The organism is Limosilactobacillus pontis (genome assembly GCF_002940945.1).
GTDB lineage: Bacteria > Bacillota > Bacilli > Lactobacillales > Lactobacillaceae > Limosilactobacillus > Limosilactobacillus pontis_A.
Genome location: NZ_PNFV01000006.1, coordinates 44219 through 70314 on the forward strand (window position 1 = coordinate 44219; position 26096 = coordinate 70314).

The 26096-nt window shown below is 49.7% G+C and carries 23 protein-coding genes and 1 other annotated feature; of the genes, 7 read left to right on the forward strand and 16 right to left on the reverse strand.

Annotated elements, in window-relative coordinates; genetic code table 11:
- Positions 1 to 26 precede the first annotated feature (26 nt).
- From fucP to CK797_RS06110, 7 genes are all read right to left on the reverse strand, one after another.
- A complete protein-coding gene (fucP, locus tag CK797_RS06080; protein WP_104688870.1) occupies positions 27 to 1367 on the reverse strand; it encodes an L-fucose:H+ symporter permease in 1341 nt (446 codons plus the stop codon).
- 10 nt (positions 1368 to 1377) lie between these two features.
- Positions 1378 to 1773 (reverse strand): D-ribose pyranase, encoded by a 396-nt coding sequence (rbsD, locus tag CK797_RS06085; RefSeq protein ID WP_104688871.1) that lies wholly within the window; start codon positions 1771 to 1773, stop codon positions 1378 to 1380.
- Positions 1774 to 1980: 207 nt separating this feature from the next.
- Complete coding sequence (locus CK797_RS06090; RefSeq protein WP_104688872.1) at positions 1981 to 2823, reverse strand: DUF6681 family protein; 843 nt, start codon at positions 2821 to 2823, stop codon at positions 1981 to 1983.
- A gap of 16 nt (positions 2824 to 2839) precedes the next feature.
- A complete protein-coding gene (locus tag CK797_RS06095) occupies positions 2840 to 3319 on the reverse strand; it encodes a hypothetical protein (RefSeq protein WP_104688873.1) in 480 nt (159 codons plus the stop codon).
- 74 nt (positions 3320 to 3393) lie between these two features.
- Positions 3394 to 3837, reverse strand: a complete 444-nt coding sequence (locus CK797_RS06100) for a Fur family transcriptional regulator (protein ID WP_104688874.1) — start codon at positions 3835 to 3837, stop codon at positions 3394 to 3396.
- Between the two features lie 29 nt (positions 3838 to 3866).
- Positions 3867 to 4442 carry a guanylate kinase gene (locus CK797_RS06105; RefSeq protein WP_104688875.1) on the reverse strand — a complete coding sequence of 192 codons (576 nt, stop codon included), beginning with the start codon at positions 4440 to 4442 and terminating at the stop codon, positions 3867 to 3869.
- A 2-nt stretch (positions 4443 to 4444) separates the two neighbouring features.
- Positions 4445 to 4858: a bis(5'-nucleosyl)-tetraphosphatase gene (locus CK797_RS06110; protein WP_104688876.1), complete on the reverse strand. Its 414-nt coding sequence runs from the start codon at positions 4856 to 4858 to the stop codon at positions 4445 to 4447.
- Between the two features lie 151 nt (positions 4859 to 5009).
- Here CK797_RS06110 and CK797_RS06115 point away from each other — a divergent pair, with 151 nt between their 5' ends.
- Positions 5010 to 6401 (forward strand): amino acid permease, encoded by a 1392-nt coding sequence (locus tag CK797_RS06115; protein WP_104688877.1) that lies wholly within the window; start codon positions 5010 to 5012, stop codon positions 6399 to 6401.
- A 33-nt stretch (positions 6402 to 6434) separates the two neighbouring features.
- Here CK797_RS06115 and CK797_RS06120 read toward each other — a convergent pair whose 3' ends face one another.
- The 6 genes from CK797_RS06120 to CK797_RS06145 all read right to left on the reverse strand — a co-directional run bounded on the left by CK797_RS06120 (position 6435) and on the right by CK797_RS06145 (position 12069).
- A complete protein-coding gene (locus CK797_RS06120) occupies positions 6435 to 7382 on the reverse strand; it encodes a sugar-binding transcriptional regulator (protein ID WP_104688878.1) in 948 nt (315 codons plus the stop codon).
- 64 nt (positions 7383 to 7446) lie between these two features.
- Positions 7447 to 8100: a deoxyribose-phosphate aldolase gene (deoC, locus tag CK797_RS06125; protein WP_104688879.1), complete on the reverse strand. Its 654-nt coding sequence runs from the start codon at positions 8098 to 8100 to the stop codon at positions 7447 to 7449.
- Between the two features lie 183 nt (positions 8101 to 8283).
- Positions 8284 to 9357 carry an ABC transporter substrate-binding protein gene (locus CK797_RS06130; protein WP_104688880.1) on the reverse strand — a complete coding sequence of 358 codons (1074 nt, stop codon included), beginning with the start codon at positions 9355 to 9357 and terminating at the stop codon, positions 8284 to 8286.
- Entirely contained in the window at positions 9354 to 10172 is an 819-nt protein-coding gene (locus tag CK797_RS06135; protein WP_104688881.1) for an ABC transporter permease, read from the reverse strand. Before CK797_RS06135 ends, CK797_RS06130 begins: the two co-directional genes overlap by 4 nt.
- Positions 10172 to 10978, reverse strand: a complete 807-nt coding sequence (locus CK797_RS06140; RefSeq protein ID WP_104688882.1) for an ABC transporter permease — start codon at positions 10976 to 10978, stop codon at positions 10172 to 10174. Before CK797_RS06140 ends, CK797_RS06135 begins: the two co-directional genes overlap by 1 nt.
- Positions 10978 to 12069 carry an ABC transporter ATP-binding protein gene (locus CK797_RS06145; protein WP_104688883.1) on the reverse strand — a complete coding sequence of 364 codons (1092 nt, stop codon included), beginning with the start codon at positions 12067 to 12069 and terminating at the stop codon, positions 10978 to 10980. Before CK797_RS06145 ends, CK797_RS06140 begins: the two co-directional genes overlap by 1 nt.
- Before the next feature lie 142 nt (positions 12070 to 12211).
- Between CK797_RS06145 and CK797_RS06150 the strand changes: the two genes are divergently transcribed.
- The 4 genes from CK797_RS06150 to CK797_RS06165 all read left to right on the forward strand — a co-directional run bounded on the left by CK797_RS06150 (position 12212) and on the right by CK797_RS06165 (position 19242).
- Entirely contained in the window at positions 12212 to 14620 is a 2409-nt protein-coding gene (locus tag CK797_RS06150; protein ID WP_104688884.1) for a Xaa-Pro dipeptidyl-peptidase, read from the forward strand.
- 64 nt (positions 14621 to 14684) lie between these two features.
- Positions 14685 to 15596 carry a proline-specific peptidase family protein gene (locus CK797_RS06155; protein ID WP_104688885.1) on the forward strand — a complete coding sequence of 304 codons (912 nt, stop codon included), beginning with the start codon at positions 14685 to 14687 and terminating at the stop codon, positions 15594 to 15596.
- A 252-nt stretch (positions 15597 to 15848) separates the two neighbouring features.
- Positions 15849 to 18518: an HAD-IC family P-type ATPase gene (locus tag CK797_RS06160; RefSeq protein ID WP_104688886.1), complete on the forward strand. Its 2670-nt coding sequence runs from the start codon at positions 15849 to 15851 to the stop codon at positions 18516 to 18518.
- An 82-nt stretch (positions 18519 to 18600) separates the two neighbouring features.
- Entirely contained in the window at positions 18601 to 19242 is a 642-nt protein-coding gene (locus tag CK797_RS06165) for an HAD family hydrolase (protein ID WP_104688887.1), read from the forward strand.
- Positions 19243 to 19451: 209 nt separating this feature from the next.
- Here the strand turns inward: CK797_RS06165 and CK797_RS06170 are convergent, their stop codons facing one another.
- Positions 19452 to 20534: a DHHA1 domain-containing protein gene (locus CK797_RS06170; protein WP_104688888.1), complete on the reverse strand. Its 1083-nt coding sequence runs from the start codon at positions 20532 to 20534 to the stop codon at positions 19452 to 19454.
- A 153-nt stretch (positions 20535 to 20687) separates the two neighbouring features.
- Between CK797_RS06170 and CK797_RS06175 the strand changes: the two genes are divergently transcribed.
- On the forward strand, positions 20688 to 21944 hold the full coding sequence (locus CK797_RS06175) for a DUF2325 domain-containing protein (RefSeq protein ID WP_104688889.1): 1257 nt from the start codon (positions 20688 to 20690) through the stop codon (positions 21942 to 21944).
- 72 nt (positions 21945 to 22016) lie between these two features.
- Positions 22017 to 22258 (forward strand) — a binding site (T-box leader).
- A gap of 80 nt (positions 22259 to 22338) precedes the next feature.
- Positions 22339 to 23718, forward strand: coding sequence for a branched-chain amino acid transport system II carrier protein (gene brnQ / locus CK797_RS06180; protein WP_104688890.1), 1380 nt, complete (start codon positions 22339 to 22341; stop codon positions 23716 to 23718).
- A 70-nt stretch (positions 23719 to 23788) separates the two neighbouring features.
- On the opposite strand, the gene CK797_RS06185 is transcribed toward brnQ, so the two are convergent.
- Complete coding sequence (locus CK797_RS06185; protein WP_104688891.1) at positions 23789 to 24634, reverse strand: response regulator; 846 nt, start codon at positions 24632 to 24634, stop codon at positions 23789 to 23791.
- On the reverse strand, positions 24631 to 25926 hold the full coding sequence (locus CK797_RS06190; RefSeq protein WP_104688892.1) for a sensor histidine kinase: 1296 nt from the start codon (positions 25924 to 25926) through the stop codon (positions 24631 to 24633). The genes CK797_RS06185 and CK797_RS06190 overlap by 4 nt, the downstream gene beginning before the upstream one ends.
- Positions 25927 to 26096 lie beyond the last annotated feature (170 nt).

Genomic DNA, 26096 nt, shown 5'->3' on the forward strand with positions numbered 1-26096 from the left:
GCTTTTTGTATACTTTCAATTAATGATTATTCACCATCATGAACTTCATTAGGGTGTTGCTTTTCCCAACGGTGTTCCGTCCAGAAGTAGAGGGTGATCAGGGCAAAACAGATAGCCGGCACGATGAATGAGAACTGCATCGAACCAGTCAGGTCAGATACCCGTCCCTGAACTGCTGGGATGATGGCCCCACCGATCAGTGACATCACGATGAAGGCTCCACCGGTTTCGGTGTACTTCTTCTCGTGGATCTGATCCAAAGTGTGGGCGTAGATCGTTGGCCATTCTGGACCAAAGAAGAAGCTGGTAATAATGGCAGCAATGACGGCCGTCAGGTTTGGAATCGTGAAGGTCACGATCAAGGAAATTGTCCCTAACAGGGAGAACCAAGTCAGGACCTTGGTGATTGAGTAACGGTTCAAGAACCAGTTGGCCACCAGCTTACCGAAGAACCAAGCAATGTAGCTGTAAATCATGAAGGTTGAAGCCGCAGAGTCGGAAATGTGTGAGTCCAACCGCAGAGCCAGCCGGATGGTGAAGGACCAAACCGTAGTCTGCATTCCGGCATAGATGAACTGGCACAGGACCCCCTTCATGTACCGCTTGTTGTGGAAGAGGTAGTGGAAGGTTTCACCGAGCTTTGGCTGTGCTTCGGCCGATTCACTTGACATTGCTTTGGCCCGTGGCATCTTGGTAATCGCCAGGACGATGAAGATGATGATCAAGACGATCAGGATGTACTTGTACGGCCGCAGGGTCAATTGCAGCAGGTGTTGGTTGTAGACTTCAGCCTCGGCTTTGGACATTTTGGCAACCTTGTCGGCAATGTTACCACCCTCACCGAAGATCAGGTACTTACCGAGGACGATCCCCATAATGTCCCCCAGCGGGATTAGGACGTTGGCAACGTTTAACCGCTTGTTGGCCGTAGCCTGAGGACCGAACATCGTAGCATAGGTATCACAGCTGGTTTCCAGGAAACTCAAACCAATCGCAATGGCGAAGATGGCGGCTAGGAACATGCTGTAGGTAGCCACGTGTGAAGCTGGGAAGAACATCCCACAACCAATAATGTAAAATAACAAACCAGTTAAAATTGCCAGCTTGTAGGATGTCTTCTTGATCAGAATCGAGGCTGGAATGGCCATCAGGAAGTAACCACCGTAGAAGGCACTTTGAACGAAGGCCGTAGCCGTGTCATTCAGGGTGAAGACCGTCTTGAACTGGGTGATCAGAATATCATTCAGACTAGCGGCCGCTCCCCACAGTGGGAAGATTAGGCATAAAATAACAAATTGGAACATTGGCGTCCGGCTGAGGTAACCGTTCGGTAACTGCTCCCAACTTTGGTGTTTTACTTTATCCATGAGCAACCTCCTAGAACGTTACGCCAGATTCCAAGATGATGTTGGAATATGGCGTCATTTCCCCAGTCCGGATGAAGGCATGGGTTTTGGCCAGGTCCTTCTTCAACTGACTGTGAGGCACGAAGGCTACTTCAACGTCAGGCAGGAGTTCCTTGATGGCGGCAAGCTGGTCAGGGTTCTGGTCTTTGATCTCGTCAGCCAGGTAAATCTTCTGCACCTTCATCTCTTTCAAGACGTTCTTCAAAACATCGATGAAGCTTGGCAATTCCTTATCAAGAGCCAGGTCAATCTTCTTAGTTCCAAACGGTACCGGCATCCCCGCATCACCGATCGAGAGCCAGTCCATGTGACCCATGTTGGCAACAACAGCGGAAATCTCTGAGTTGATAATTCCGGTCTTCTTCATTGCAAATCAATCCTCCAAAATGCATTTATTTTCAGTGTAACGTTTTAGTAAATTGTTTTACCAAAACAACGATCTGTATATTATCACATTGCGAAAACGATTACAAAGATATTTGCATGATTGTGAAGCCCTATACTAATAGATTTATAAAACAAAAGCAGCTTACTGGGCATTTAACTTCCAATAAGCTGCTTATTAATTTTAGTATTATTCTTTTGACCGCTCTCGGTAGGCTACCTGAGCGTTCAGTCCATAATCGGCGGTTGTCATAATAGTCGAGCCCCGACGGCCGGGAATCTTATTTGGCCCCCCGACAACAGCAAGGTTGGCCAGGTAGATCCGGTAACGGTGGTGAGCCGTTGAAGCGTCGGTTAGACCAATCTTAACAATGTGACCAACTGCACGTCGTTCCATCTGATTCATCCCAATATAGATCTCTAAACGATGCCGGAGCTGGTCATGGACCAACTCAAAGTATGGCGGCACTGAGCGAGCATTCAAGGCCGGCACTGGCCGATTGGTTTGCGCATATTGCTCAACAATCTGCCGGTCGCTAAGGCCGCTGTAATCATTGACGAAGATCCCCTCTTCTAGGAGCTTATCGACGACTGCCTGCAGATTGCGTTGTTCGTGATCGTCAATTGCCACCACCGCGGGGATGGTGTCAGCTCCGTCAAACACTCCGTTAGAGTTGTTGGCCAGATCCCGAGCGAGCTGCTGCTGGGCCGCAAACGACGGTGCCGCGTTGCTAGCGGTATCGAACTTCTGCCCGGTTATCTTGGCAAAGCGCGGTGACAGGAAGTCAAACTGCGAAGTCTTGCCTAGGAAATAGAAGACGAAGTTAAGATAGAGAAAGTAAGTGATCGCCAACATCGCCAGGCAGTAAAGAAAAGCCCGCAACCAGACGTGGTTCATGAAAAGACGGAAAGTAACGTAGACCAGATAGATATCCCCAAGGGTCGCAATCCCAATATAAATCCGGCTCTTCAGCTTCGTATCGAGGTTGAAGTAGCTCAGCGATGAATTAATCATATCAAGAAAACTAAACATATTAATTCAACACCTCCTATTGGTTGTTGCCCTGCGTAGTCGTGGTGCCACCGTTGTTGCCAGTTCCCTGACCGGTGTTGCCACCGCCATTGCTTTGCGTTCCGCCGGTGTTACCGGTTGAATGATTATTGTTGTTATTCGTCTGATTATTGCCTTGGTTGGCATTATCGATTGATCGCGTCGAGTTCTCGTTAGCCTGGGTGTTATTAGTCCCTCGATCGTCGTTGTTACTCGTCTTCGTAGCCTGATTATTGTTATCATTATTGCGTTGGTTAGAACTGCTGTTAGCGTCGTCATCATCGTCTCGACTAGCACTCCTGGAGATCTTCTGATCGTCATCCGTGGAGTCAACCGACTGCCGCGACGAGACCTTGGTGACCTTGGCCCCTTCGTTGGTATGGGTGGTCTTATTTACAACCACGTTGGTTGCCCCCAGTGCCAAAACCAGTGATACCAAGGCAAAGGGGGTTACTAAAGGTGGAATTTTTCCTGCCATAATTAATTTCTCTCCTTTTCTCAGCTAATATAATACACTCTTCTAAACTAGAAAGTGTTAAGGAAAGGTGAAGATTATTTGTTGCCTGCTTCCCTGGCACGACACTGGGCACATATCCCGTGCAGCTCAAAGGTATGACCGGTGATCTTTATACCCGGCAATTGCTGCGTAAAGAAGGCGTCGTCAATCGGCATCATCTTGATCTCTTGAACACGACCACAGCGATCACAGATAAAGTGATGGTGGTGGACCGAGTCGCAACAGTACTTAACCTGCATCTGGTCGTTGTGCTGGCGCAGTTCGACGATTCCCAGCTCTTCAAACTCCTTGAAGTTTCGGTAGATCGTGTTGTGGCTAAGGCCTGGATAGTCGCGACGCAAATATTGGTCGACCTTGGTAATGTCGACATAACGGGATGGATCAGCCGCAACCGCTGCAATCATCATCTTCCGTTGCTTAGTCCACCGCAAGTGATGCTTCTTTAGGACCGTTTGAGCCCGTTCAACCAATTCGTCCACGATCACTCCCCCAATCTAGTTGTTCAATTCTAGCATTTCTGGTCTTGACCCGCCAGAACTTTGCCGACCAGTTGGTTCAGCTGCTGCTGGGTCGCCGCCCAGCGGTCATTGGTGATCACATGGGCGATCCCGGTCAGTGCCGCCGGCAAGTGCAAGTCGCGACGATACTCCTTGCTGTGAAGACGGGAATCGATGGCCGCCTGCTGGTCACCCCGTTGTGTCATCCGCTTGGCGAGGACAGTCAGCTGGGAAACCGTCAGGAAGATAATCACCACAGCATCGCCTAGTTCCTGGTGGTAGGTCAAAGCACCGGCCGTGTCGAGAACAATTACGTCATCGCGGCCAGTTTGCCAGCCTTCCTGCAGACCCTCATAAGACGAGCCATACTGGGCACCGTCGTAGGTTACTTGTTCCAGAAGGTGAAGACGGGCCATCGAAGCATCATCCTCGAAGTGATAGTCGACCCCGTCCTGTTCTCCTGGCCGTGGTGCCCGGGTCGTATGCGTGATCACACGGTGCATGCTGAAGTGTTTCCGAAGGTAGTTGGCCACTGTCGTCTTGCCAGAGCCCGCCGCGCCGCAAATGATGAATACATGCTTAGCCATCATTATTTCGTCAGGTGGTCGTTGACCTGGTCGAGTAATTGCTTAAGGTTGTTATAGGTCAACCGTTCACGAGCATCCTGGTAGGTGAACCAACCGCAATTTTTGATTTCCGCATCTTGGAGGTGAATATCCTCGTGCTTAGTCAGGTTAGCGGTGTAGAGGGTCATTTGCTTACGGTTGCCATTAGGCAAATCGTATTCAGTGTAAACATGAAATGTAGTGTCGATCGGTAACTCCAATTGGGTCTCCTCACGAATTTCACGTTCGGCAGTCTCCTTCAAGCTCTCGTCACCCTCGACGTGACCTTTTGGAAAGCCCCAAAAGTGCCCCTTATTCTGACTCTCCAACAACAGGTATTCGATTCCACAGTCCGTACGTCGATAGACCACAGCGCCACTTGTTATCTCAATTGCCATAGTTCATTCGCTCCTTAAGCAAAATTCTTAACATCATTAAGCTATTATTAATTTTCTCATTGACTTTTAATGTAGTAACTAGTTATTATTAATAGTTAACCAGTACATTTAAGTACCATGATTTATTATAACAAAGAAAGGTGGTTTAGCGATGGGCTTAAACATTCTCCGCAAAGAAAGTCTCGACCGTTACTTGGGGGCGGACAAAAAGTTTGTTAAGACGATGACCGCTAAAGACTTAATGGCAATTGGGATTGGTGCGGTGATTGGAACGGGGATCTTCATCCTCCCTGGTACAATCGCCGCGGAATCGGCCGGCCCAGGAGTGACCCTATCATTCTTTCTCTCCGCCGTCGTCTGTGCCCTCGCTGCAATGTGTTACGCTGAGTTCTCCTCTGCCCTTCCCGTCGCCGGAAGCGCCTACTCGTACGGGAACATTGTCTTCGGTGAATTCTTCGGCTGGCTGCTCGGCTGGGCCCTGGTCCTGGAGTACATGCTAGCGGTGGCAACCGTTTCAACCGGGTGGGCCGCCTATTTCAATTCATTGATCGAATCGTTTGGCCTGCGCCTGCCAACAGCATTAAGTGGTCCCTTCGACCCGGCTCACGGCACCTATGTCAACATCGTGGCGGTGATAATTGTCCTGCTAATTGCACTGATGCTGGCCCACGGGATGCAGTCTTCAATGCGGATCAATGACTTCGCCGTAGTATTAAAATTAGCAATCATTCTGATTTTTATTGGGGTGGGACTCTTCTTCATCAAGCCAAGTAATTACCACCCATTCATGCCCTTCCACCTCAAGGGCGTTATTCACGGGGCCACGCTCGGTTTCTTTGCCTACTTAGGCTTCGACGTGGTTTCCAGTTCCGCCGCCGAAGTCAAGAACCCGAAGAAGAACATGCCAATCGGGATCATTGGGACCCTGGTCGTTGCCACTATTCTCTATATGGGAGTAGCTGCTGTTTTAACCGGAATGGTCAAATACACCAAGTTAAACGTCGCCAACCCAGTGGCCTACGCCCTGCAACTGGTCAACCACGGCTGGTTGGCTGACCTGCTTTCCATCGGGGCCCTCGTAGGAATGTTTACCATGATGATTTCAATGATTTACTCTAGCTCCCGGCTGGTTTATGCGATCGGGCGGGATGGGCTCCTACCATCCAAGCTGGCCCAATTCGATAAGAAACACCACTCACCACAGATTGCTCTCTGGGTGGTCTCAATCATCGTTGCTGTCATGGGTGGTCTGGTACCGCTGGATGAGTTGACCAGCTTAGTTAACATTGGGACCCTGTTTGCCTTCACCCTGGTATCGTTCGGGATCATCCCCCTGCGGCACCGGAAGGACATCGGTAACCGGGGCGGCTTCAAGGTACCCCTCTACCCAGTCCTGCCGATTCTCTCTGGGCTAGCCTGCTTGGGAATGATGACCCAATTGTCCAAGACTACCTACATTGGAGCCGGAATCTGGTTCACTATCGGTATTATCATCTACTTTGCCTATGGTTACCGGCACAGTAAACTAAATAAGGTGCGTTAACGAAAAAGATCGACCATCATGGGTTGATCTTTTTTAGTTCTCGTCTATTAAGTGTAACGCCACATTGGTGTCGGTCACCAATACGTTGGCGTACCGGCCTGCCAGAGCCGCCCGGATCGCCGGCAGCTTGGCCATCCCTCCTGCAACCAGCACAGCCTGTCGCTTCTCCTTCAACTGGTCAAGCGGTAAAGCCATCGTCCGCGCCGTCAGTGCCGGATCAACAATCTTCCCGTCCCGATCAACAAACTGAGAGATAATGTCCCCTACCGATTGGTGCTGAAGCTTCCTAATTTCTGCAGCAGACAGGTAACCTAATTCAAACAGCGTAGCATCCGGGGCAGTGGTACCGACTGTAAACAAAGCCACTTGAGCTTGGCGGGCAGTAGTCAGGATATTGTGAATAAACCGGTCTTTGATAACCATCTTCTTGATCTCCGATTGTTCGAAAATAACCGGGAGGGGCAGAATCTCCGCCTGAGTGTGGTAACAAGTGTTGAAGTGTTTGGTCACCTCAACGACAAAATTATTGTGGGTCGAGTTTGCTACCGTTCCCTTGAGATAAACTATTTGAACATTTTTGCGGGCACTTGGCTGGAGATGACGGGCCACGGCAGCAAGGGTCCGACCCCAACTAATTCCCACCGTATCGTTGTCGCGAATGATCGTCGGCAAGTAATTAGCCGCAGCCTGGCCGAGGAGGTCAAGGTCTTCTTGAGGATCACCGGCTGCGCTGACATCAGCGACCACCGCATCGTCCAACTGGTATTTGCGGCGTAACTGATCCTGAAGGGCATCGACGTTACTCAGGGGGTCATTAACCTGGATATTCACAATATTATTATCCCGGGCGTACTGAAGAGCTCGGGAGATCGTCGGCCGCGATAGGTGCAGTTTTTGGGCAATCTGCGCCTGAGTGGCTCCCTCCAGGTAGTATAGACGGCTAATTGCTACCGCCTGCTTGATCTGACGTTTCGTATCCATATAATTTTACTTCTCCCCTAATTAAAAAAGTGGTGGGCAAGTCACCCAACCACTTCATTATACCTTATTCCTTACCAATGACCTGCATGCTATGGCTAACCCCCAGCCGGGTAGCACCAGCATCAATCATCGCCTGAGCATCCGCTGCGGAATGAATACCACCAGAGGCTTTGACCGCTGTGTCAGTCCCCTTAACGGCAGCTGCCATCAGTTCAACACCGTGGACCGTGGCCCCTTCTGTAGAAAAACCAGTGGAGGTCTTTACAAAGTCTGCCCCAGTCTTAGCCACAATTTGGGATGCCTTAGTGATCTCATCATCAGTCAGCAGGCAAGTCTCGATGATCACCTTAACCAGCTTGCCAGCCTTGTGACCAGCATCAACAACCGCCTGAATATCAGCCTCAACCTTGTCGTAGTGCTTGCTCTTCATCTCACCAATGTTCATTACCATGTCGAGTTCATCAACACCGTTATCAATGGCATCCTCAGCCTCAGCCACCTTGATCTTGGTGGTATTCGCCCCGAGTGGGAAGCCGATCACGCAAGCTGTAACCACGTCAGTTTCTGCCAGAGCGTGGTGAACCTTAGCAACCCAGTATGGGTTAACCATGACCGTGTGGAAATGGTTATCAATCGCCTGCTTGATCACCGTGTCAATCTGATCTTCAGTAGCGTCGGGAGCTAGTAAAGTGTGGTCGATGTACTTATTGTATTCCATAATGTATTCCTCCTCTTTTTGACAATTTAATTGTAGCATCTTGTTTACTTTTGTTCAACTATTTATGAAATTTTGTAAAAATATTTTTGATGATTGGTTTTCATTTCTTCATCCATCTCTTTAGGGCCACTACTAATAAAACAATAACCAGCAGCTTTTCATAAAAACTGCTGGTTATTATTTTTATTTAGCAAACATTTTGAACTCAAGAAAGAGGTCATTATACTCACCCAACACATGTAATGGCAGGTCACGGTAAGTCTGCAAATGCCTCATTGTCTTTTTCGGCGGGTAGAAGGCCCGATCCGCGGTCACTTTTTTCGGGAGGAGCTGCTTAGCCTTCCAATTTGGGGTCGCATAACCAACATAACGGGCGTTTTGAGCTGCATTCGCCGGTTCCAGCATGAAGTTGATGAACTGGTAGGCGGCCGCCTTGTTCCGAGCCGCCTCCGGAATCACCATGTTATCGAACCAAATATTGCTCCCCTCGCTCGGCACGACATAATGAAGGTGGTGATTGATACTCATCATCTCCCGAGCATCCCCCGAATAGGTTACTCCGACGGCTGCCTCGCCTTGTTCCATGTACATCTTCATCTCATCAGCGATGATCGCCTTGACGTTGGGGGTCAGCCGCTTAAGATGACGCTGGGCTCGCTTGAGCTGGTGGTAGTTAGTCGTATTAACCGAGTCCCCCTGGGTGATCAGGGCCATGGCAAAAACATCGCGGGCACTATCGATCAACATCACGTTGTCCTTCAGGCGTGGGTTCCAAAGTTGAGACCAGTGCTGAACGTCACGACCCTTAACCTGCTCATCATTGTAGATAATCCCCAGGGTCCCCCAAAAGTATGGCACCGAATAACGGTTGTCAGGGTCAAAGGACCGGTTCAAAAATTGGGAATCAATATAGCGCAAGTTGGGCAATTTGCGGTGGTCCAGAGGAGTGATCAGCCCTTCCTTTCGCATCCGCTGAACCGTATACTCGCTAGGAATCACCAGGTCGTAGTTGGTTCCACCTTGACGAATCTTCGTCAGCATCGACTCGTTGCTATCAAATGTTTCATAGTCGACGTGGTAGCCGGTCTGCTTCTCAAACTTGGTAATCAGGGCCGGATCAACATAGTCACCCCAATTGTAAATAGTGACCGTCCGCTGCCCCGTCTGGTTGTTCTGCCAGTTCAAGGTATAGTCGCCAAACGCAAGCAGGAGGCATAGGGCCAGGATCCCCACCAATGCAGCAAATAGCTTCTTCATTGGGCATCCCCCTCCTTTACGGCCACGATCCGGTTACGCCGACCGCTATGCTTACTGATGAAGTAATAGCCGATCACCAGCAGCAGTGACACAATAAACATCAAGGTCGACAAGGCATTAATCTCCAGGTTAATCCCCTGTCGGGCCCGGGAGTAAATCTCTACCGACAAAGTCGAGAACCCATTTCCAGTAACAAAGAAGGTCACGGCAAAGTCGTCTAGCGAATAAGTCAGGGCCATAAAGTAGCCAGCAAAAATACCAGGTGCGATCGCAGGAAGAACCACTCGGGAAAGTGCCTGCCAGTGGGAAGCACCCAGGTCATAAGCAGCGTCAACCAGAGTCGGTGACAGTTCATTGAGCTTGGGCAGAACCATCAAGACGACGATTGGGATGCAGAAAGCAATATGACTAAGCAAGACTGACATAAAGCCCAGCCGAATGCCAAGGACAGTGAAAGAGATCAGGAAGCTGGCCCCGATGATAACGTCTGGCGAAACCATCAAGACGTTGTTTAAGGAAAGAAGGCTGTTGCGCCAAGCTCCTCGACTGCTTTTGATCACCAACGCCCCCATTGTACCGATGATGGTAGCGATCAGCGATGCCAATAAAGCCACAATCAGGGTATTGATGACGATCGTGATCATCCGACTATCGGCGAAAAGATCAGCATAATGCTGGAAAGAGAAGCCATGATAGTTCTCCATCGTCTTGCCGGCACTAAAGGAAAAGATCATTAGATAAAGAATTGGCGCATACAAGATCACAAAAACCAAGGCCAGGTAGAGACCGCCCCAAGTAAAATGGTATTTCTTCATCAGTGCCGTCCTCCTTTCTGCCGACCCTCTCCGGTGATAAACATAACGATAAACATCGCCAGGATCAGGATTACACCAATAGTTGAACCCATCCCCCAGTTCTGGGTAGTCAGGAAATGCTCCTCAATCGCCGTCCCTAGGGTGATAACCCGGTTTCCCCCGATTAGACGAGTGATCATGAATAGGGAGAGTGAAGGGATGAAAACCGCCTGAATACCGGCCTTGACCCCCGGCATAGACAACGGCCAGACCACCTTGATAAAAGTCTGCCATTGGCTAGCACCTAGATCCTTACTAGCATTGATCAGTGAGGGGCTGATCTCAGCCAGCGAGTTAAAGATTGGCAGGACCATAAAGGGGATTTCAATGTAGGCTGCCACAAACATGAAGCTGGCATCAGTAAAGAGAAGCTGATGACTGCCCAACCCGACAAAGCGCAAAAACTGGTTGACTGTTCCCGTTCGACTGAATAGGCCGATAAAAGCATAAGTCTTCAGGAGCAGGTTGATCCAGGTCGGCAAAATTACCAGCAAGAGCCAAAACTGTTTGTTTCGCAAATGGTTCAGTACATAGGCTGTTGGGTAAGAAATCACCAAGGTTACCAGGGTAATCAGAAAGGCATACCAGACCGAATTGAGGGTCATCTTTAGGTAGACCCCCGAAGTCAGGTAGGTCGCATAGTTCCCTAGGGTAACCTGACCATCAATGTTGAAAAAAGATTGGTAGAAAATCAGCACGAGCGGCGCAATGACAAAGAGCAGGATCCAGAGGGCGTAAGGAATAGTAAAGATTGCTTTCTGACGCATCATTCACCCTCCTCATAACTATCCAAGCGAGCGTCGAAGTCCTCCTCACTTTCGTTGTAACGCATCACGTGAATATCTTCGGGGTCAAAGGACAGCCCGACCTGGGCCCCCACAGTAGTCTTGTGAATCGAGTTAATCTTCCATTCGTGATCCCGCTGATCATGGGCAGTAATCTGATAGTCAACACCCCGGAATAGCTGGGTATCGACGGTAACGGTTAGTTTTCCCTGGTCGATCGTAGTGATATCCAGATCCTCGGGACGGATTACCACCTCGACCCGCTCATTAGGCCGCATCCCCGCATCGACACACTCAAAGTCCTGACCGTCGATCGTTACCAGGTAGTCAGCCTTCATCACCCCGGGCACAATGTTGCTCTCACCGATAAAATCAGCTACAAAGTGATTCAGCGGCTCATCGTAAATATCAACCGGGGTACCGCTCTGTTGGATCGTTCCGTCATTAATAATCATGATCTGGTCACTCATCGCCAGAGCCTCCTCCTGGTCATGGGTGACGAAGATAAAGGTAATCCCCAACTGTCGCTGGAGCTGGCGCAGTTCCGTCTGCATCTCGACTCGCAGCTTATGGTCAAGAGCAGACAGAGCCTCGTCAAGGAGCAAGAGCTTGGGACGGTTGACGATTGCACGAGCAATTGCTACCCGTTGCCGCTGTCCCCCGGACATGGCAGTGATCTCCCGCGACCCATAACCATCCAGCTGGACCAGGTGGAGAGCTTTCTTGACCCGCTGGTCGATCTCGCGCTTCTTAACCCCCTTGATCTGCAACCCGAAGGATACGTTCTCCGCTACGTTCATGTGAGGGAAGAGTGCATAATCCTGAAAGACCGTGTTGACCTGACGACGGTTAGCCGGGACATCGTTGATCCGTTGTCCATCAAAGTAGATTTCCCCGCTGGTTGGCTGGTCGAAGCCGGCGATCAAACGGAGAATTGTGGTTTTCCCGGAGCCGGACGGGCCGAGGAGAGTGTAAAACTTGCCGGCCTCGATTTTAAAGTCAATGTCACGCAGGACTACGTTATCTCCAAACTGCTGGGAGACATGCCGGAACTCCATAATGTTATTACTCATTGCTGCTCACCATCTTTCCTATTCTAAAATTTTGCAAACAGGTAAATTATACTCTTTCTGGTCCAGAAAAGCGCTTGGCCGGACTGATTAATTTCCCTATCAGTGCGATAATGAGGATAGAAAATTTTGCGAGGTGTTTATTATGAAAATCAACCAATTCAGTATCACACCAACCAGCCCTGCCCAGCGACAGACTGAACTAGCCCGTATTCGCCTGCTCAGAGACGGTGAAGGCGATACAATGGATGCCAAGGGCCTGTTCGAAACCCTACTAGTCCGGACCCACCTTTCCTGCACCACACCGCTGACCGGCAAGGAGTGGCTCCACGACCTGCTAGCCACTCCTAACCTGGCAATCGACGACTGGCTCGCCAGTGATCAAGAGCTGACAAATGAAATCTTTTACCGGGTCGCCCTTCAGCTGCTAAGTTTTGAACCGGGAGTCGACTTCTCGCTGACCGCACCGTTAGCGGCCTGGCATAAACTCGGCCTGCCGCTTGAAGAGCATGACCATTGGACCAGCAGTGACGTTATCAATGCCTATTACCTCCTCTTAAATACTAGGGGCAAAGATGGTCAGATCCTCATTGATCAGCTAACCGCAAACGGCTTTTTAACCTGGTCCTATCAACTGCCAGCGGAGCAAAAACCACTCTTCTTCAACGGCAAACCCTTAGCCAGCTTCGACCCGGCTCACTTCGTTCGCGAAGTTGTCTACATTGAAACCGACATGGACACCGACTTTGATGGTCAGGCCGACCTCGTCAAGGCAGAAATCATCCGGCCGGCAGAGTCCAGCCATGGTTTGAAAGTACCAGCCGTCTTTACCGCTAGTCCGTACAACCAGGGAACTAACGACGAATGGGGCGAACAAGCCACTCACAAGATCGACTACCCGCTCACTCACAAGAAAGTAGGGCAGGAAGCGCCAACTGAGATGACCTTCCCAACCAATTTTAGCCATCGGACCGTGACTGGGCACGCCCAACAGGCAACTCAGCATTTCAGCGACAGCCCGGCCTACACCCTCAACAACTACCTTGCCATCCGCGGTTATGCCATCGTTTACGCTGCTGGGATCGGCACCAGGGATTCTGACGGTGTCCAGACCTGCGGATCCCCAGAGCAGACTGACTCGATGAAGGCGGTCGTCGAGTGGCTGCACGGTGATCGACGGGCTTTCACCGATCGGACCAGCGGTATCACTGTTGATGCCGACTGGTGTAACGGTAACGTTGCCATGACTGGCCGCTCCTATCTTGGTACCCTCGCCACTGCCGTTGCCACTACTGGAGTGCCCGGTCTGAAGGCGATCATCAGTGAAGCCGCCATCTCTAGCTGGTACGACTACTATCGGGAAGGCGGTTTGGTCCGGGCGGCCGGTGGCTTCCAGGGGGAAGACGCCGATACCCTAGCCGACGAAACCTTCAGCCGAACTAAACGCCCCGCTGACTTTGCACGTATTAAGCCGGTCTATGATAAGTATATCCACCGCCTGACCCAGGCAATGGATCGGCAAACCGGCAATTATAACGCCTTCTGGGATCGGCGTAATTACCGTAAGGACATTCAGGGGATTAAGGCGGCTGTAATGATGGTCCACGGCCTAAACGATACCAATGTCAAGCCAAGTAATGTTAAGGCATTGTATGATGCCCTCCAATCCTTGCCTGTTACCAGTAAGCTAATTCTCCACCAAGGTCAGCACATCTATATCAATGCCTTCCGGTCACTAGACTTTTCCGAAATGGCAAATCTCTGGCTGGCCGATAAGCTCTGGGACGTCGATAACCAAGCCGACCGGGTGCTTCCAAAAGTTCTCGTCCAAGATAATGCCCAACCAGAGACCTGGACCGCCTACGACCACTGGACGGCCGGTGAAAAGTTGACACTCCATTTGGACGAACACAGTCTGATTGATGGCGATGTCCACATTGCCAAGGAGGTCGTCTTCAATGATCACCAAAGCGACGCCACCTACCGGGCATGGTGCAAGGATCCGACTAAGTGGCAGGCGGCCTTAATGCAGGATCCGGGCCGTTTTAGTCATCACTTCGCCAGCCAACCGGCCGACCAGGACTTCCTACTGCGGGGAACGCCGCGGGTCAGCCTTGCTGTTGCTAGTTCCAGTGATCACGGTCTACTCAGTGCGGCACTTGTCGACCTCGGTACAGACCGACGGCTAACCACGTCTCCCGTGATCATCAATCGGGGCGGCCTGCAGCTCGGCTACCACTGGGCGAATGACGACCTGCGTGAATTCCGTCTACAGAAAAAGCCAACCAGCTACCGGATTATCGCCCGCGGTCACATTAACCTGCAAAATCGTCACGACCCAGCCACAGTTGATCCCCTAGCTCCAGATCAGCTGGTTGATGTCAGTTTCGACCTTCAACCGATCTTTCACCACCTGCGAGCTGGTCATCGTCTCGTCCTGATTATTTATGCAACAGATTATGCATTCACCCTCCGTGGTAATGAGGACATCAATTATCAGCTTAGCCTTGAAAACGCTATTTTAACGGTTCCCGGTATCAATAGCTTGAACTAGTCCTGTTTCATGCGTTAGAATAATCTTATAATTTGATTAATAATTATTAAGGAGAGTATCAGACTTGAAACAAGGAACTAAGATTATAACGTTGGATAACGGCTACCACCTCTGGACTAACACCCAAGGGGAGGGAGACATCCACCTGCTCGCCCTGCACGGTGGTCCCGGTGGCAATCACGAATATTGGGAGGATGCGGCTGAACAGCTGGCCAAGCAGGGTCTTAACGTTCAGGTCACAATGTACGATCAGCTGGGCTCCCTCTACTCTGACCAACCCGACTACTCCAACCCTGAAGTTGCCAAGAAGTACCTCACCTATGACTACTTCCTCGATGAAGTTGATGAAGTTCGGGAAAAACTCGGTCTGGACAACTTCTACCTGATCGGTCAGAGTTGGGGTGGCCTCCTGGTCCAGGAATACGCAGTAAAGTACGGTCAACACCTCAAGGGCGCTATTATCTCCTCGATGGTCGATGAGATCGACGACTACGTCAAGCATATCAACGCCCTGCGTGAGAAAACTCTTTCTCCAGAAGCCGTGTCCTTCATGAAGCAGTGTGAAAACAATAATGATTACAGCAACCCCAAGTACCAGGAATACGTTCAGGTGATGAACGAGAACTACATTGATCGCCGGCAACCATCCAAGCTTGAACACCTGAAGGACCTCGGTGGAAACGCGGTCTACAATGTCTTCCAGGGTGACAACGAGTTCGTTATCACTGGAAAGCTGAAAGATTGGCACTTCCGCGACCAACTCAAGAACATCAAAGTGCCAACTCTAATTACCTATGGGGACCACGAATCAATGCCAATGCCAACCGGTAAGAAGATGGCTGAGCTGATTCCAAATGCTAAGTTTGTTACCACGCCAGGTGGCGGTCACCATCACATGGTTGATAACCCCGATGTCTACTACAAGCACCTTGCCGACTTCATCCGACAGGTGGAAAACGGCACTTTTAATAATTAATATTTTGGCAGCTCCTTTTCATAAATAAAGGGGCTGTCTTTATTTATAGAAAGTTTGTGAATCATTTATTAAAAATCCCTTAACTTCGTATCTCAGCATGTGAAATATGGTATGATATTCTTACGAAAAATAAGAAGGACTGATTGAAGTAAAAACAATCTGGCTTCACTGATGACGGTTCCTGATGGGGTATAAAATTCGGGAACCAAGGCTCAATTACTACTAAGGATTTTTTTGGAAAAAGGGTGAAAAATGAGACAAAATTACCAATTAACAAAAGATGAACTGAAGCAGCACTATGGCCTGACAAAATTCACAGTTGGGTTGAGTGCCCAGGAAGCTCAGGACCGTCTCCATAAAAACGGTCCTAACGTCCTGGAGGTCAAACCCACGCCGAAGTGGAAGATCTTCCTTCGTCAATTTAATAACATTGTAATTTACATTCTGCTAGTCGCCACGGTCTTAACTATCATGATCGGTCACTATACCGACGCGATCGTTATCGCAGCCGTGGTGATCCTGAACTCGCTGATTGGCTACTTCCAGGAAACCAGCGCCGCTAATGCCCTGGCTAAGATCAAGGAAATGATGGCGCCGCGGGCAACGGTCTACCGTGATAACAAGCGACAAGACATTGACGCTGCTAACCTAGTGGTGGGTGACGTTGTCTTCCTGGAAGCCGGCGATAACGTACCTGCCGACTTACGAATTGTCTCCGCGGATAACCTTCGAATTGAGGAATCTGCCCTGACTGGAGAAACTAACTCGGTCATCAAGACTGATGAAGCCCTAACTGACGACAACGTTCCACTGGCCGACCGGGTCAATATGGCCTATGCCTCCACCCAGGTTACCAGCGGAAGCGGAATTGGGGTCGTTGTTGCCACGGCCGAGGAAACCGAAATTGGGAAGATCTCCCAAGAAGTCGCTCATATTAAGCAGAAGAAGACGCCGCTAACCCTGGAAATTGACCACGTCGGCAAGGTGGTTTCCTACATCACCATCACCGCTTCCGTGATCGTCTTCATTGTTGGCTTCTTCCTTAAGATATACTCTCTGCCAGCCCTTGCTCTGGCTGTCGTAGCCATGCTAGTAGGCTCGATTCCAGAAGGGTTGCCTGCCACGACGTCCGTAATTCTGGCGTTCGGGGTCAGCAAAATGGCCAAAAAGTATCAGACAATTATTAAGTCAATGCCAGCCGTGGAAACGCTGGGCTCTGTTGACGTCATCGCTACCGACAAGACCGGAACGCTAACCAAGAACGAGATGACAGCAATCGAGCTCTGGGTTGGCGACCACCACTACACGGTAACCGGAACTGGATATGCACCGAACGGTCAGATCCTAAGTGACGGCCAGCCGGCTGAACTGACAGACCAGCTCAAGCTCTTCGTTGAAGCCGGCTACCAGGCGAACGACACCATACTAAGCCACGAGGATGGCAGGTGGCACATCAACGGGGAGCCAACTGATGGAGCCTTCTTAACCCTCTATCACAAGGCCTTTGGTGCAGACTTTAAGTCCCCATATAAAGCCCTTGATCTCTTGCCGTTCGACTCGGACTACCGTTATATTGCAGAACTGACGGCAGATCCACAGACCAACCAACAGGTGATCTTCGTTAAGGGATCACCAGACAAACTCTTTGAGATGGCTGTTAAAGAAGACCCGCATTTTGATCTTAAAAAGTGGGAACAACGGGTTGACCAATGGTCCAAGCAGGGTAAGCGGGTCATCGCTGTCGGCTACCAGCCGGTGAAGGGCGAGAACCTGATGGAGGTCGAACACAACCACCTCTACCAAGGAATCCACCTGCTCGGTTTGGCTGCCCTGCAGGATGCACCGCGTGAAGAAGTTATTGCGGCCCTTAAGCAGATGAACCGGGCTGGTGTCTCCGTCAAGATGATCACCGGGGATGATCCACAAACTGCCCGGGCCATTGGGAAGCAACTTGGTTTGACCGACGGACCAATTCATGCAATCACCGGGGCTGAATGGGATGCCTTAAGCGAAGACCAACGAGGCAGCGTTGCCTTAAATACTCAGGTTTTCGCTCGAACAACACCACAGAACAAACTTGAGATCATTGAGGCCCTGCAAAACAAGCAACAGGTAACCGCAATGGTTGGAGATGGGGTTAACGATGCTCCGGCCCTCAAACGTGCTGATATTGGTGTAGCGATGGGAATCAAGGGAACCGACGTAGCTAAAGACGCTGCTGACATGATTCTCGGTGATGACAACTTTGCCACAATGTCGGCTGTCATCAAGGAAGGACGACGAATCTACGACAATATCAAAAAGAGTATTCTCTTCTTGTTACCAACCTCGTTCTCTGAAGGACTGGTGGTGGCCTTCTCCATTCTGACTGGTCAGGAGGTCCCATTAATGCCTGCTCAGCTGTTGTGGATCAACCTGATTGCCGCCATCACGATCCAGTTTGCCTTTGTCTTTGAAAAAGCCGAAGAAGGGATTATGGACCGGGAGCCACGGCCAATTACCCAGCGGCTGATGAACCGTCACGACTTAATTCAGATGGGCTACGTCTCCGCTTTGATTGCGATCTTCTCGCTGATCGGCTACACGTGGTTTATCAACACCGGCTCCAGCGTTATCAACGCCTCAACAATGATGATCAACACGATCGTTATCAGCAAGGTCTTCTACTTCTTCAGCATCCGGACTGACCAGTACGGGTTGGGCCAGATCAAGACGATCAGCGGCAAGGCCTGGGGAGTAATCGCCCTGCTGATTATCTTCCAGCTGATCCTGACATACGCACCGTTCATGCAAGCCGCCTTCCATGTTTCCGGCATCAGCCCACTGGAATGGCTGGCAGTGATCATCATCTCCGCTCTGATCATGCTGTGTACGGAATTCGACAAGCTGATCCGCTTCCAGCGGCAACGCACTGTTAAGTAATAAAAAAGTGGTGGCCCAGCTGAGCCACCACTTTTTTTATTAAAACCTAATCAATAATATTCAACGAAAGGAAGTCTTCCCAATGACTAAAAAAATGCAAAACTTTATTTTTGATATCGATGGTACCCTGATCGATACCCTCGATATGTACATGCCGGCAATGATCCAGACCCTCCGCAATCACGGCTACCAGGTGGCCCCCGAGGATGAAGAGGAAACAATGCACCGTCTCTTTGGAATTACCGGGGTCGACGCCCTGCGGATCTTCGGCGTCAAGGAAGAAGAGATCGCCCCGATGGTCAAAGAGTGGTTTGCCCTCTCCTATCAGCGCGAGGACCGGGTTAAGATCCTACCCGGTATTCCTACAGCCCTCCAGTCCCTGGCCGATCAGGGTAAGAACCTGGCGGTAGCCACATCCAAACTCCAGTCTGAATATGATCACTTCAAGCAGCAGTTTGCCTTTGCCAAGCTCTTCAACACGGTGATCACCTCCGACGACACAAAGAAGCACAAACCAGATCCAGAGCCGATTCTGGCGGCAATTGAGAAAATGGGGGCTGACCCGGCCACGACGGTCTATATTGGTGACACTATCAACGATCTCAAGGCAGCTAAGGCGGCAGGAGTCAAGTTCGCTGGGGCTCTCTACGGCTCTGCCAATCCGGACTCCATCAAAGATGCCGACTTTCCGTTGACCACGCCAGCCGACTTGCTGAAGATTTAGGGATGAGGCATACAAAACCTCTTACACTGATTTTTCTAGCTAGCCACTGAGTATCCAGGTCACTATATAGGCCTACTTAAAGCTAACTACTCCTTATCTAAATTATAAATGACCCCCAGTCCGGCTTTACCAGGTACTGGAGGTCATTTATTTGCTGCGCTGTTCTATCTAGGCAATAACATCTGACAGAGTGTTGACTCGCTTATCCCCTAGTCCTTCTTTTTAAACAGGGCCGCCATTTTTGCTGCTACTGCGGGATCAAGGTTGTCGGCCAGGGTACTCTCCGTGGTCTGCTGCTCTTCCTGCTGGTTCTTGACGGTCTGGGTCAGGTCGTCGATCACAGCCTGTTCTCCAACCTGGATCGGGTTAACCTTCAACCGTCCCCCCGCTGCGTCGGCGTGACCACCCCCGTTGAAGTACTTCTCTGCAAACTTGGCAACATCCAGCTTGCCATTACTGCGCAAGGAGATGCTGACCGGGCTCACCACTAAGGCAGCATCCACGTCTGGATGCTGTTCCAGAAGTTCATGGGCAATCTCAGACTTATAGTCGTCAGCATAGACCACTCCGAACTGGTGTCCGGCGATCGTTGTCGTGATCATGTCCTTGAGATGGCTCTTCAGATACTTGGCCCGTCGCTCATTTAATGTATGAATCAAAAGACGATTCTCTTCTTGATACTTGGGCCAACCAGCCTTCAAGACTCCCTCAACAAAAGAGGCCGAGTCCTGAAGTGGATAGAACCAGAAGAGTTGGTCAAGGTTGTCGGCCGCCGTCCGTTCTGTCGCACTCATATCTGGGTCATTCTGCCAATCCCAGGTATCATAAGCCCGAATCAGTTCAACCAGGTAGGCTAGGTCAGTACGGCGCTGATTTGGCAAATCCGCAAAGTGCGGTTGTTGCTGAAGCCAGTCCCAGACCAGGCTGGTTGCGCTCGGGTTGACACTCGGGTTGGCTGCGGTAATACTGTTAGCGGCGTATTTGCTACGCAGGTCCTCCTCGCTCTCATGGTGGTCAAACACCAACCAGTGATTGGCAAAGTTGGCATTGAGCTGCTGGAAGGTGTAGTCACTGTCTGGGGTCATATCCATGATGTAGACGTCGGTAAACCGACTGGCTTCCGCAGTCCGCATCCAGCGGGTAAATTCATCATCAATCCGGCCGGCCCCGCAGTTGGTCATATCAAACTCGGTGTCGTCAAACATTACTGGCTGGACCGCCTTCAATAATAACGGTGCCCCGAAGCCATCTAGGTCGTTATGGGAGAATAATTTTATTGTTCGTTTTGCCATTCTACTCGCCTCGTCCTCTTAAAAGTTTCTCTTAGGACCATTATACAGGATTTCCCTGCTAAATCACTGCTCGGCACGGTCCTTTGAACTGACAATCATTAAACATCTTGTTATCATTGAAATAGTTATAGTATTGAAAGGAACCGACAAATTATGGAAATTTACGATTATCGGCAAGAACTGATTGACTTGCTCGAAAATACTGGCAGTGACCCGCACAGCCTCCACCAAACTCTGCGTAGCCTTACCGCAGTGGTCAACATCCTCAACCACTACAATGGCCATAGCGCTAAGCCCAACTATGATCACGATGAGAAGCCTCACCATCACCGCTACCAGACCCACCAACGTAACGAGCACCCACTTTCTCCGGCTGCCCGACGAACCCTTCATTCTCTGCTGACCGGTCCATCCGACCAGACGGAGAAACCGACCCCAACTAAGGCCGCACCGGTAAAAATTCCGACAGCTACAAAGCCGGAAGCCCCCCAAGAAATCAGCGCAACAGAACGTCTGGCCGCAGATAACCGGTACCTGGTTCACCGTAAGCTAAGTGGTGCTGAGATCAACCACCACTACTACCCCGAGACTATCCTGCACCAGCTCCACTTCCCAGTGGAAGACGGTGATATCGTCGAACTCGATCCCCATCAGCTTGTCCGCAGATTACCAAGCATCCGGCGGGTTACCAGTGACCACCTTGATGACTACAAGCCAACTAGAATCAAAGTGATCGCGTACGCCGAGTTGCGGCCAGTACCCGGCTCCGACGTTCTCCAGATTGCCAACACGATGAAGGGCGACTCCATCCTTGACCAAGCCCCGGCTAATACCATCGTCGTTGACCCGTTTAAGTATCCAGGCCGCAACCTGAAGGCAGGCATGGTGATCGACTTTGCTTATTTTGACCACGGTAACGGTCTCAAGGACGCTAGTGCCGGCAGTATTCGCTGGATCCACGAGAAGCAGGACTACGACACCACTCGGCAGCCAGTCAAACCTAAAGTAGTCAAAAAGGTCATCAATACCAAACACGACTACGAGAAAAAGCTCGACTACGATCTCAAACAGCGAACCGTCCTGGTCATCACCGGCGTCCGCGACAAGGTGCAAGGCCTCAAGCCTGTGATCGCAAAGCACCATGGGGTCTTCCACGGCCTTGATGCCTCAGCTGAAGAAAAGGTCTCCAGCAGTAAAATCAAGCGGGAGATCCGTGACGCCGACTTTGTAATTGTCTGCATCGACGCCATCCATCACCGGATTAGTCAGCTGGCTAACCACCACGCCAAGCGCTATGAGAAGCCCCTCGCCATCGCCAACGTTACCTCCAACACGGTGGTCGAACGGGCAGTGGCCAGGGCCCTCAATGGTGATCCGGCCTATGCGGTTTCCAGTGAAAAGCTCAATTAAATTAAAAAAATTTAAACTTGCTGTTGACTTTTCTAAGAAAATACTTAAAATAATAAACAACAATTTAATTATTCGATCGCAATGAGAAAGAAGAGTAACCTGGCAGGAAGCTCCAGCGAGTCCCGTTTTGGTGTGAGGGGACAGTCATCCCTGCCCGGTGAAAATCACTTTCGAGTCCGGTTCTTAAATCCAGTAAGTTCCGGTGGTTACACCCATTATCGTGTCAGCGTATCGCCAGTTTGGCCGTACGTGGAAGGTACTGCTAGTGATGGCAGTACGAAAATAGGGTGGTACCACGCTAAAGCGTCCCTTAGCCAAAGCAATTTGGCTAAGGGACTTTTTTATTGTGATTAGGGCAATTATTTCTAATTCTATTCTTAGGAGGAAGATTCTTATGCAAGATCTTACATCACGAAAATTAACGTGGAAACAGTATCTCGTTGTTGCCTCACTATTGTTTGGCCTCTTCTTCGGAGCCGGAAACCTGATTTTCCCCCTGCACCTAGGCCAGCTCGCTGGTGCTGACTGGGGAACGGCTGCGGTCGGTTTCCTGATCACCGGGGTGCTGCTCCCACTGCTATCCGTTCTCGCCGTCGCCGTTACTCGTGCAGAGGGCGTCTATGATGTCGGTCGACCGCTAGGGGCCGGATTTGCCCTGGTGTTCATGGTGCTGATCCACGCCACCATCGGTCCCCTCTTCGGGACGCCACGGACTGCGACCGTTTCCTTCACGGTCGGTGTCGAACCATTCTTGCCGAAGCAATATACTTCTGTCGCCCTGTTTATCTTCTCAGCTCTGTTCTTCTTAGCGGCCTTTGCCTTCTCCTACAAGGAAAACAACATCCTGGCTAACGTTGGTAAAGTCTTAAATCCTGTCTTCTTAGCCCTGCTCTTCCTGGTCTTCGTGGTTGCCTTTGCTAATCCGCTTGGTAACCCCGCCAGCGCACCGGCAACTACCGCCTATGCCCATCATGCCCTTGCCAACGGTTTCCTCGAAGGTTACAACACGATGGACGCCCTGGCTGGTCTGGCCTTCGGGGTCACCGTTGTCACTGCTGTTCGCTCCATGGGACAGCGTCGGGCCAGCGATGTTTCTCGCGTCGTTGCCAAATCTGGGGTTCTCGCCGTTAGTGCCATTGCCGTTATCTACGTTCTTCTGATCGTCCTCGGGGCTATGTCTCTCGGTCGCTTTAAAGTCTCTGCAGATGGCGGGGTTGCCTTCAACCAATTGGTTAATGCATACGCCGGTGCCTTCGGGCAAGTAGTCCTAGCCTTCCTATTAACAGTAACCTGCCTGACGACCGCAGTAGGTCTGGTAGCCGCCTTTGCACAGGACTTTCATAAGCACTTCCCCAAGGTTAGTTACCACACCTGGTTAGCTCTCAGCTGCCTGGCCTCATTCTTGACCGCCAACTTCGGCCTCGACCAAATCATCGCTTGGTCCACCCCAATGCTGATGTTCCTCTACCCCCTGTCAATGGTCCTGATCCTCTTGTCCGTCAGTTCGCCACTCTTCCATCGCGACGGTGTGGTCTACCTCTTTGTCGTCCTATTTACGGTGGTTCCAGCTCTCGGTGACATGGTTGTCGCCTTTCCAGCCGTAGTCAGCCAGAGCCAACTTGGCCTGACAGTTGCCGCATGGCGGGCCCACCTGCCACTTGCTACAATGGGCTTGTCCTGGTTAGTACCAGCTTTGATCGGTGCGGTTGTCGGTCTGCTCTTCCATTGGTTCCGTCATCAGCATTCCACATCACCTCAAACTGAGCTTAATTAAGTTCATAAATTGTCATACAGTAAGCAAAACACGCCTTGGTGCCCGGAAATCCAGACACTAAGGCGTGTTCTTATTCATAGAAAAACTCTTCGTCCAATAGGCCGTCCATGAATTTTTGAATAACAACTCGGCCACCTGTTTGTTGTTTTCCCTGCTGGCATAACATCTGGGCATGAACATTCTCGTAACCAAACAGGTTGTTAGCATGAGCACTTAACCGTTCATCGTATGGATTATCGATTAGCTGATTGCTTAAATTCATCAATCCCACCTTTATCGCCCGTCGCATCCGCTGCTCCATAATCTTCTTTTCATGACTGCTAATCCCCAGAATAGCTATTATGTCCAGACTACGATAGTTCTGCTGATGGCTCTCCATGATCTTAATAACTCGCAGAATATCGTTAGTGCCCCGCTCGGATGACATTCCAAGCGCCTTAAGTATCATTGCCGCCCGGTCCGTCGGCGTATTCTGCTTGGTGGGTACCGAGTTCAGCTGAGCGTTGAACTTGTTAACCACTGACGAGATTGAAGATAGTTGTGTGGACATCTGAATATTTTGTTCGACCTTCTTGATCACCGACTTAGCCTCAATAATGTTCAAAGGTTTGCTGATGAAAAATTCAATACCGGCCTGATATGCTTTGGCCCGCATATCGCTGTCTTGAGTCTTGGAAATAACAATGAAGCGGATCTGGGGATTGAAGGCTTTGACGGTTTGAATCAGCTCAATGCCGGATATCTCAGGCATCAAAAGGTCAACCAGAACGATATCAACATCACGAAGCTGAATCTCGTTGATCGCCTTTTGAGGATCGCTACTCATTCCGACTACTTCATCATCATAGTTCTGCTCAATAATGTTCTGTAAAACATATAGAATTGACTGTTCATCGTCAACAAGATAGAATTTCATGCCATTACCTCCTTACTGCTCATAAGCTGGTCCTTATTCATCGTTACAAAAAATGTCGTACCAATATGCGGAGTCGAATCAACTGTAATATGTCCGGCAAACTGTTCTTGGACAATTATCTGGACATTGGAAAGTCCGATACCTCGGTAAATATCCCCAGACTGGCTGAACTTAGTAGAAAAACCGGGTTCGAAGATAACAGGAAGTATTTCCCGGGAAATGCCTGACCCATTATCTGTAACTGCTAGTCGAACATCGGTACCTTTCTGACTGACTTGGATAAGAATCTCACCATTACGTTTGTGACCAATTGCATCAATTCCATTAAGAATTAGGTTCGATATGATCGTGACTAAGTAGTAATGCTTTGGGACGACACAGTCAACAGTGTTATGAACAACAAGGTTGATGTCGAGATGACGGCTTCGAATAATCATTTGGGTATAGGAAGAAACAATCTTCAAAATGTCGTCCATCCTCATTGAAACATTGTCCTGATCATCGAAATAATCTCCCATTCCCTTGATAACATTTTGGTAAGAGTGTTTAATCTCGTGAACATGCTGGGCAATTTCGTAGGCCATCTTCTGTTCCTCGCTGTATCCCTCCTTCTTTAGGTGCTCGTTTAAAACATATGCTTTCTTCGTAACCTGCTCAATGTCATCAATGGTCTTACACATGAAGTAGACCTCGCTTTTGACTGCGGATGCTACCCAGATGAAGTGATGATACTGTCGTTCATGTTCCTCATTATTAACAATCAGTAACTGGAAATAGTGAATAATGAAAGCAATGAGCGAGGCAATCACGGTCCGAACCAGGGCAACAACGAAAACGATTGATAAAACTTGCACTGTATAGCCGTTAAACTTAGTTAAGAAACCTATCTCCAATAAGTTAGCTGTGTAATCGCAGATGATAATTGTAAGAAAGAATGCACTGTCGTTGTAATAAACCAGCCGCCAGTACAACAGATAATAAATTAGCGTATACAACAAGAAATAGAGAATATCGGCAATTGTATAGGCTACCACGTGAGTTGCATTATGCGTCAATAATAGTATTAACCCCCGAAATGCTGGAGAAGCAATTGCAATCGCACAGCCCAATTGCAGGGGATTAATATCCTGGTTGAAGTACAGGAAAATTGGTAATAGCAGTGCTGACAATGCAACAATGAATCCCGGAACAAAGACATTAAACTGTACCTGGGAAGCTAATGCCACACAAATTGCCGTAATGAAAATCCGCTGATATTTACGATAGTGCAGGAAGCTTATGTTCTTTAGCATGTGAACTCCTCAGTTATTCGTGATTAAGTTTGAAGAAGTCTGACGATCGCAGAAAACGCTTTCTAACATTAGACACATGGTTTAGTTGGGATATGAAATTGTCAATTTATATTCATTATTATACAACTTGTAAAATTATGTTCACAATTAGCAATTATTATTTAAATAAG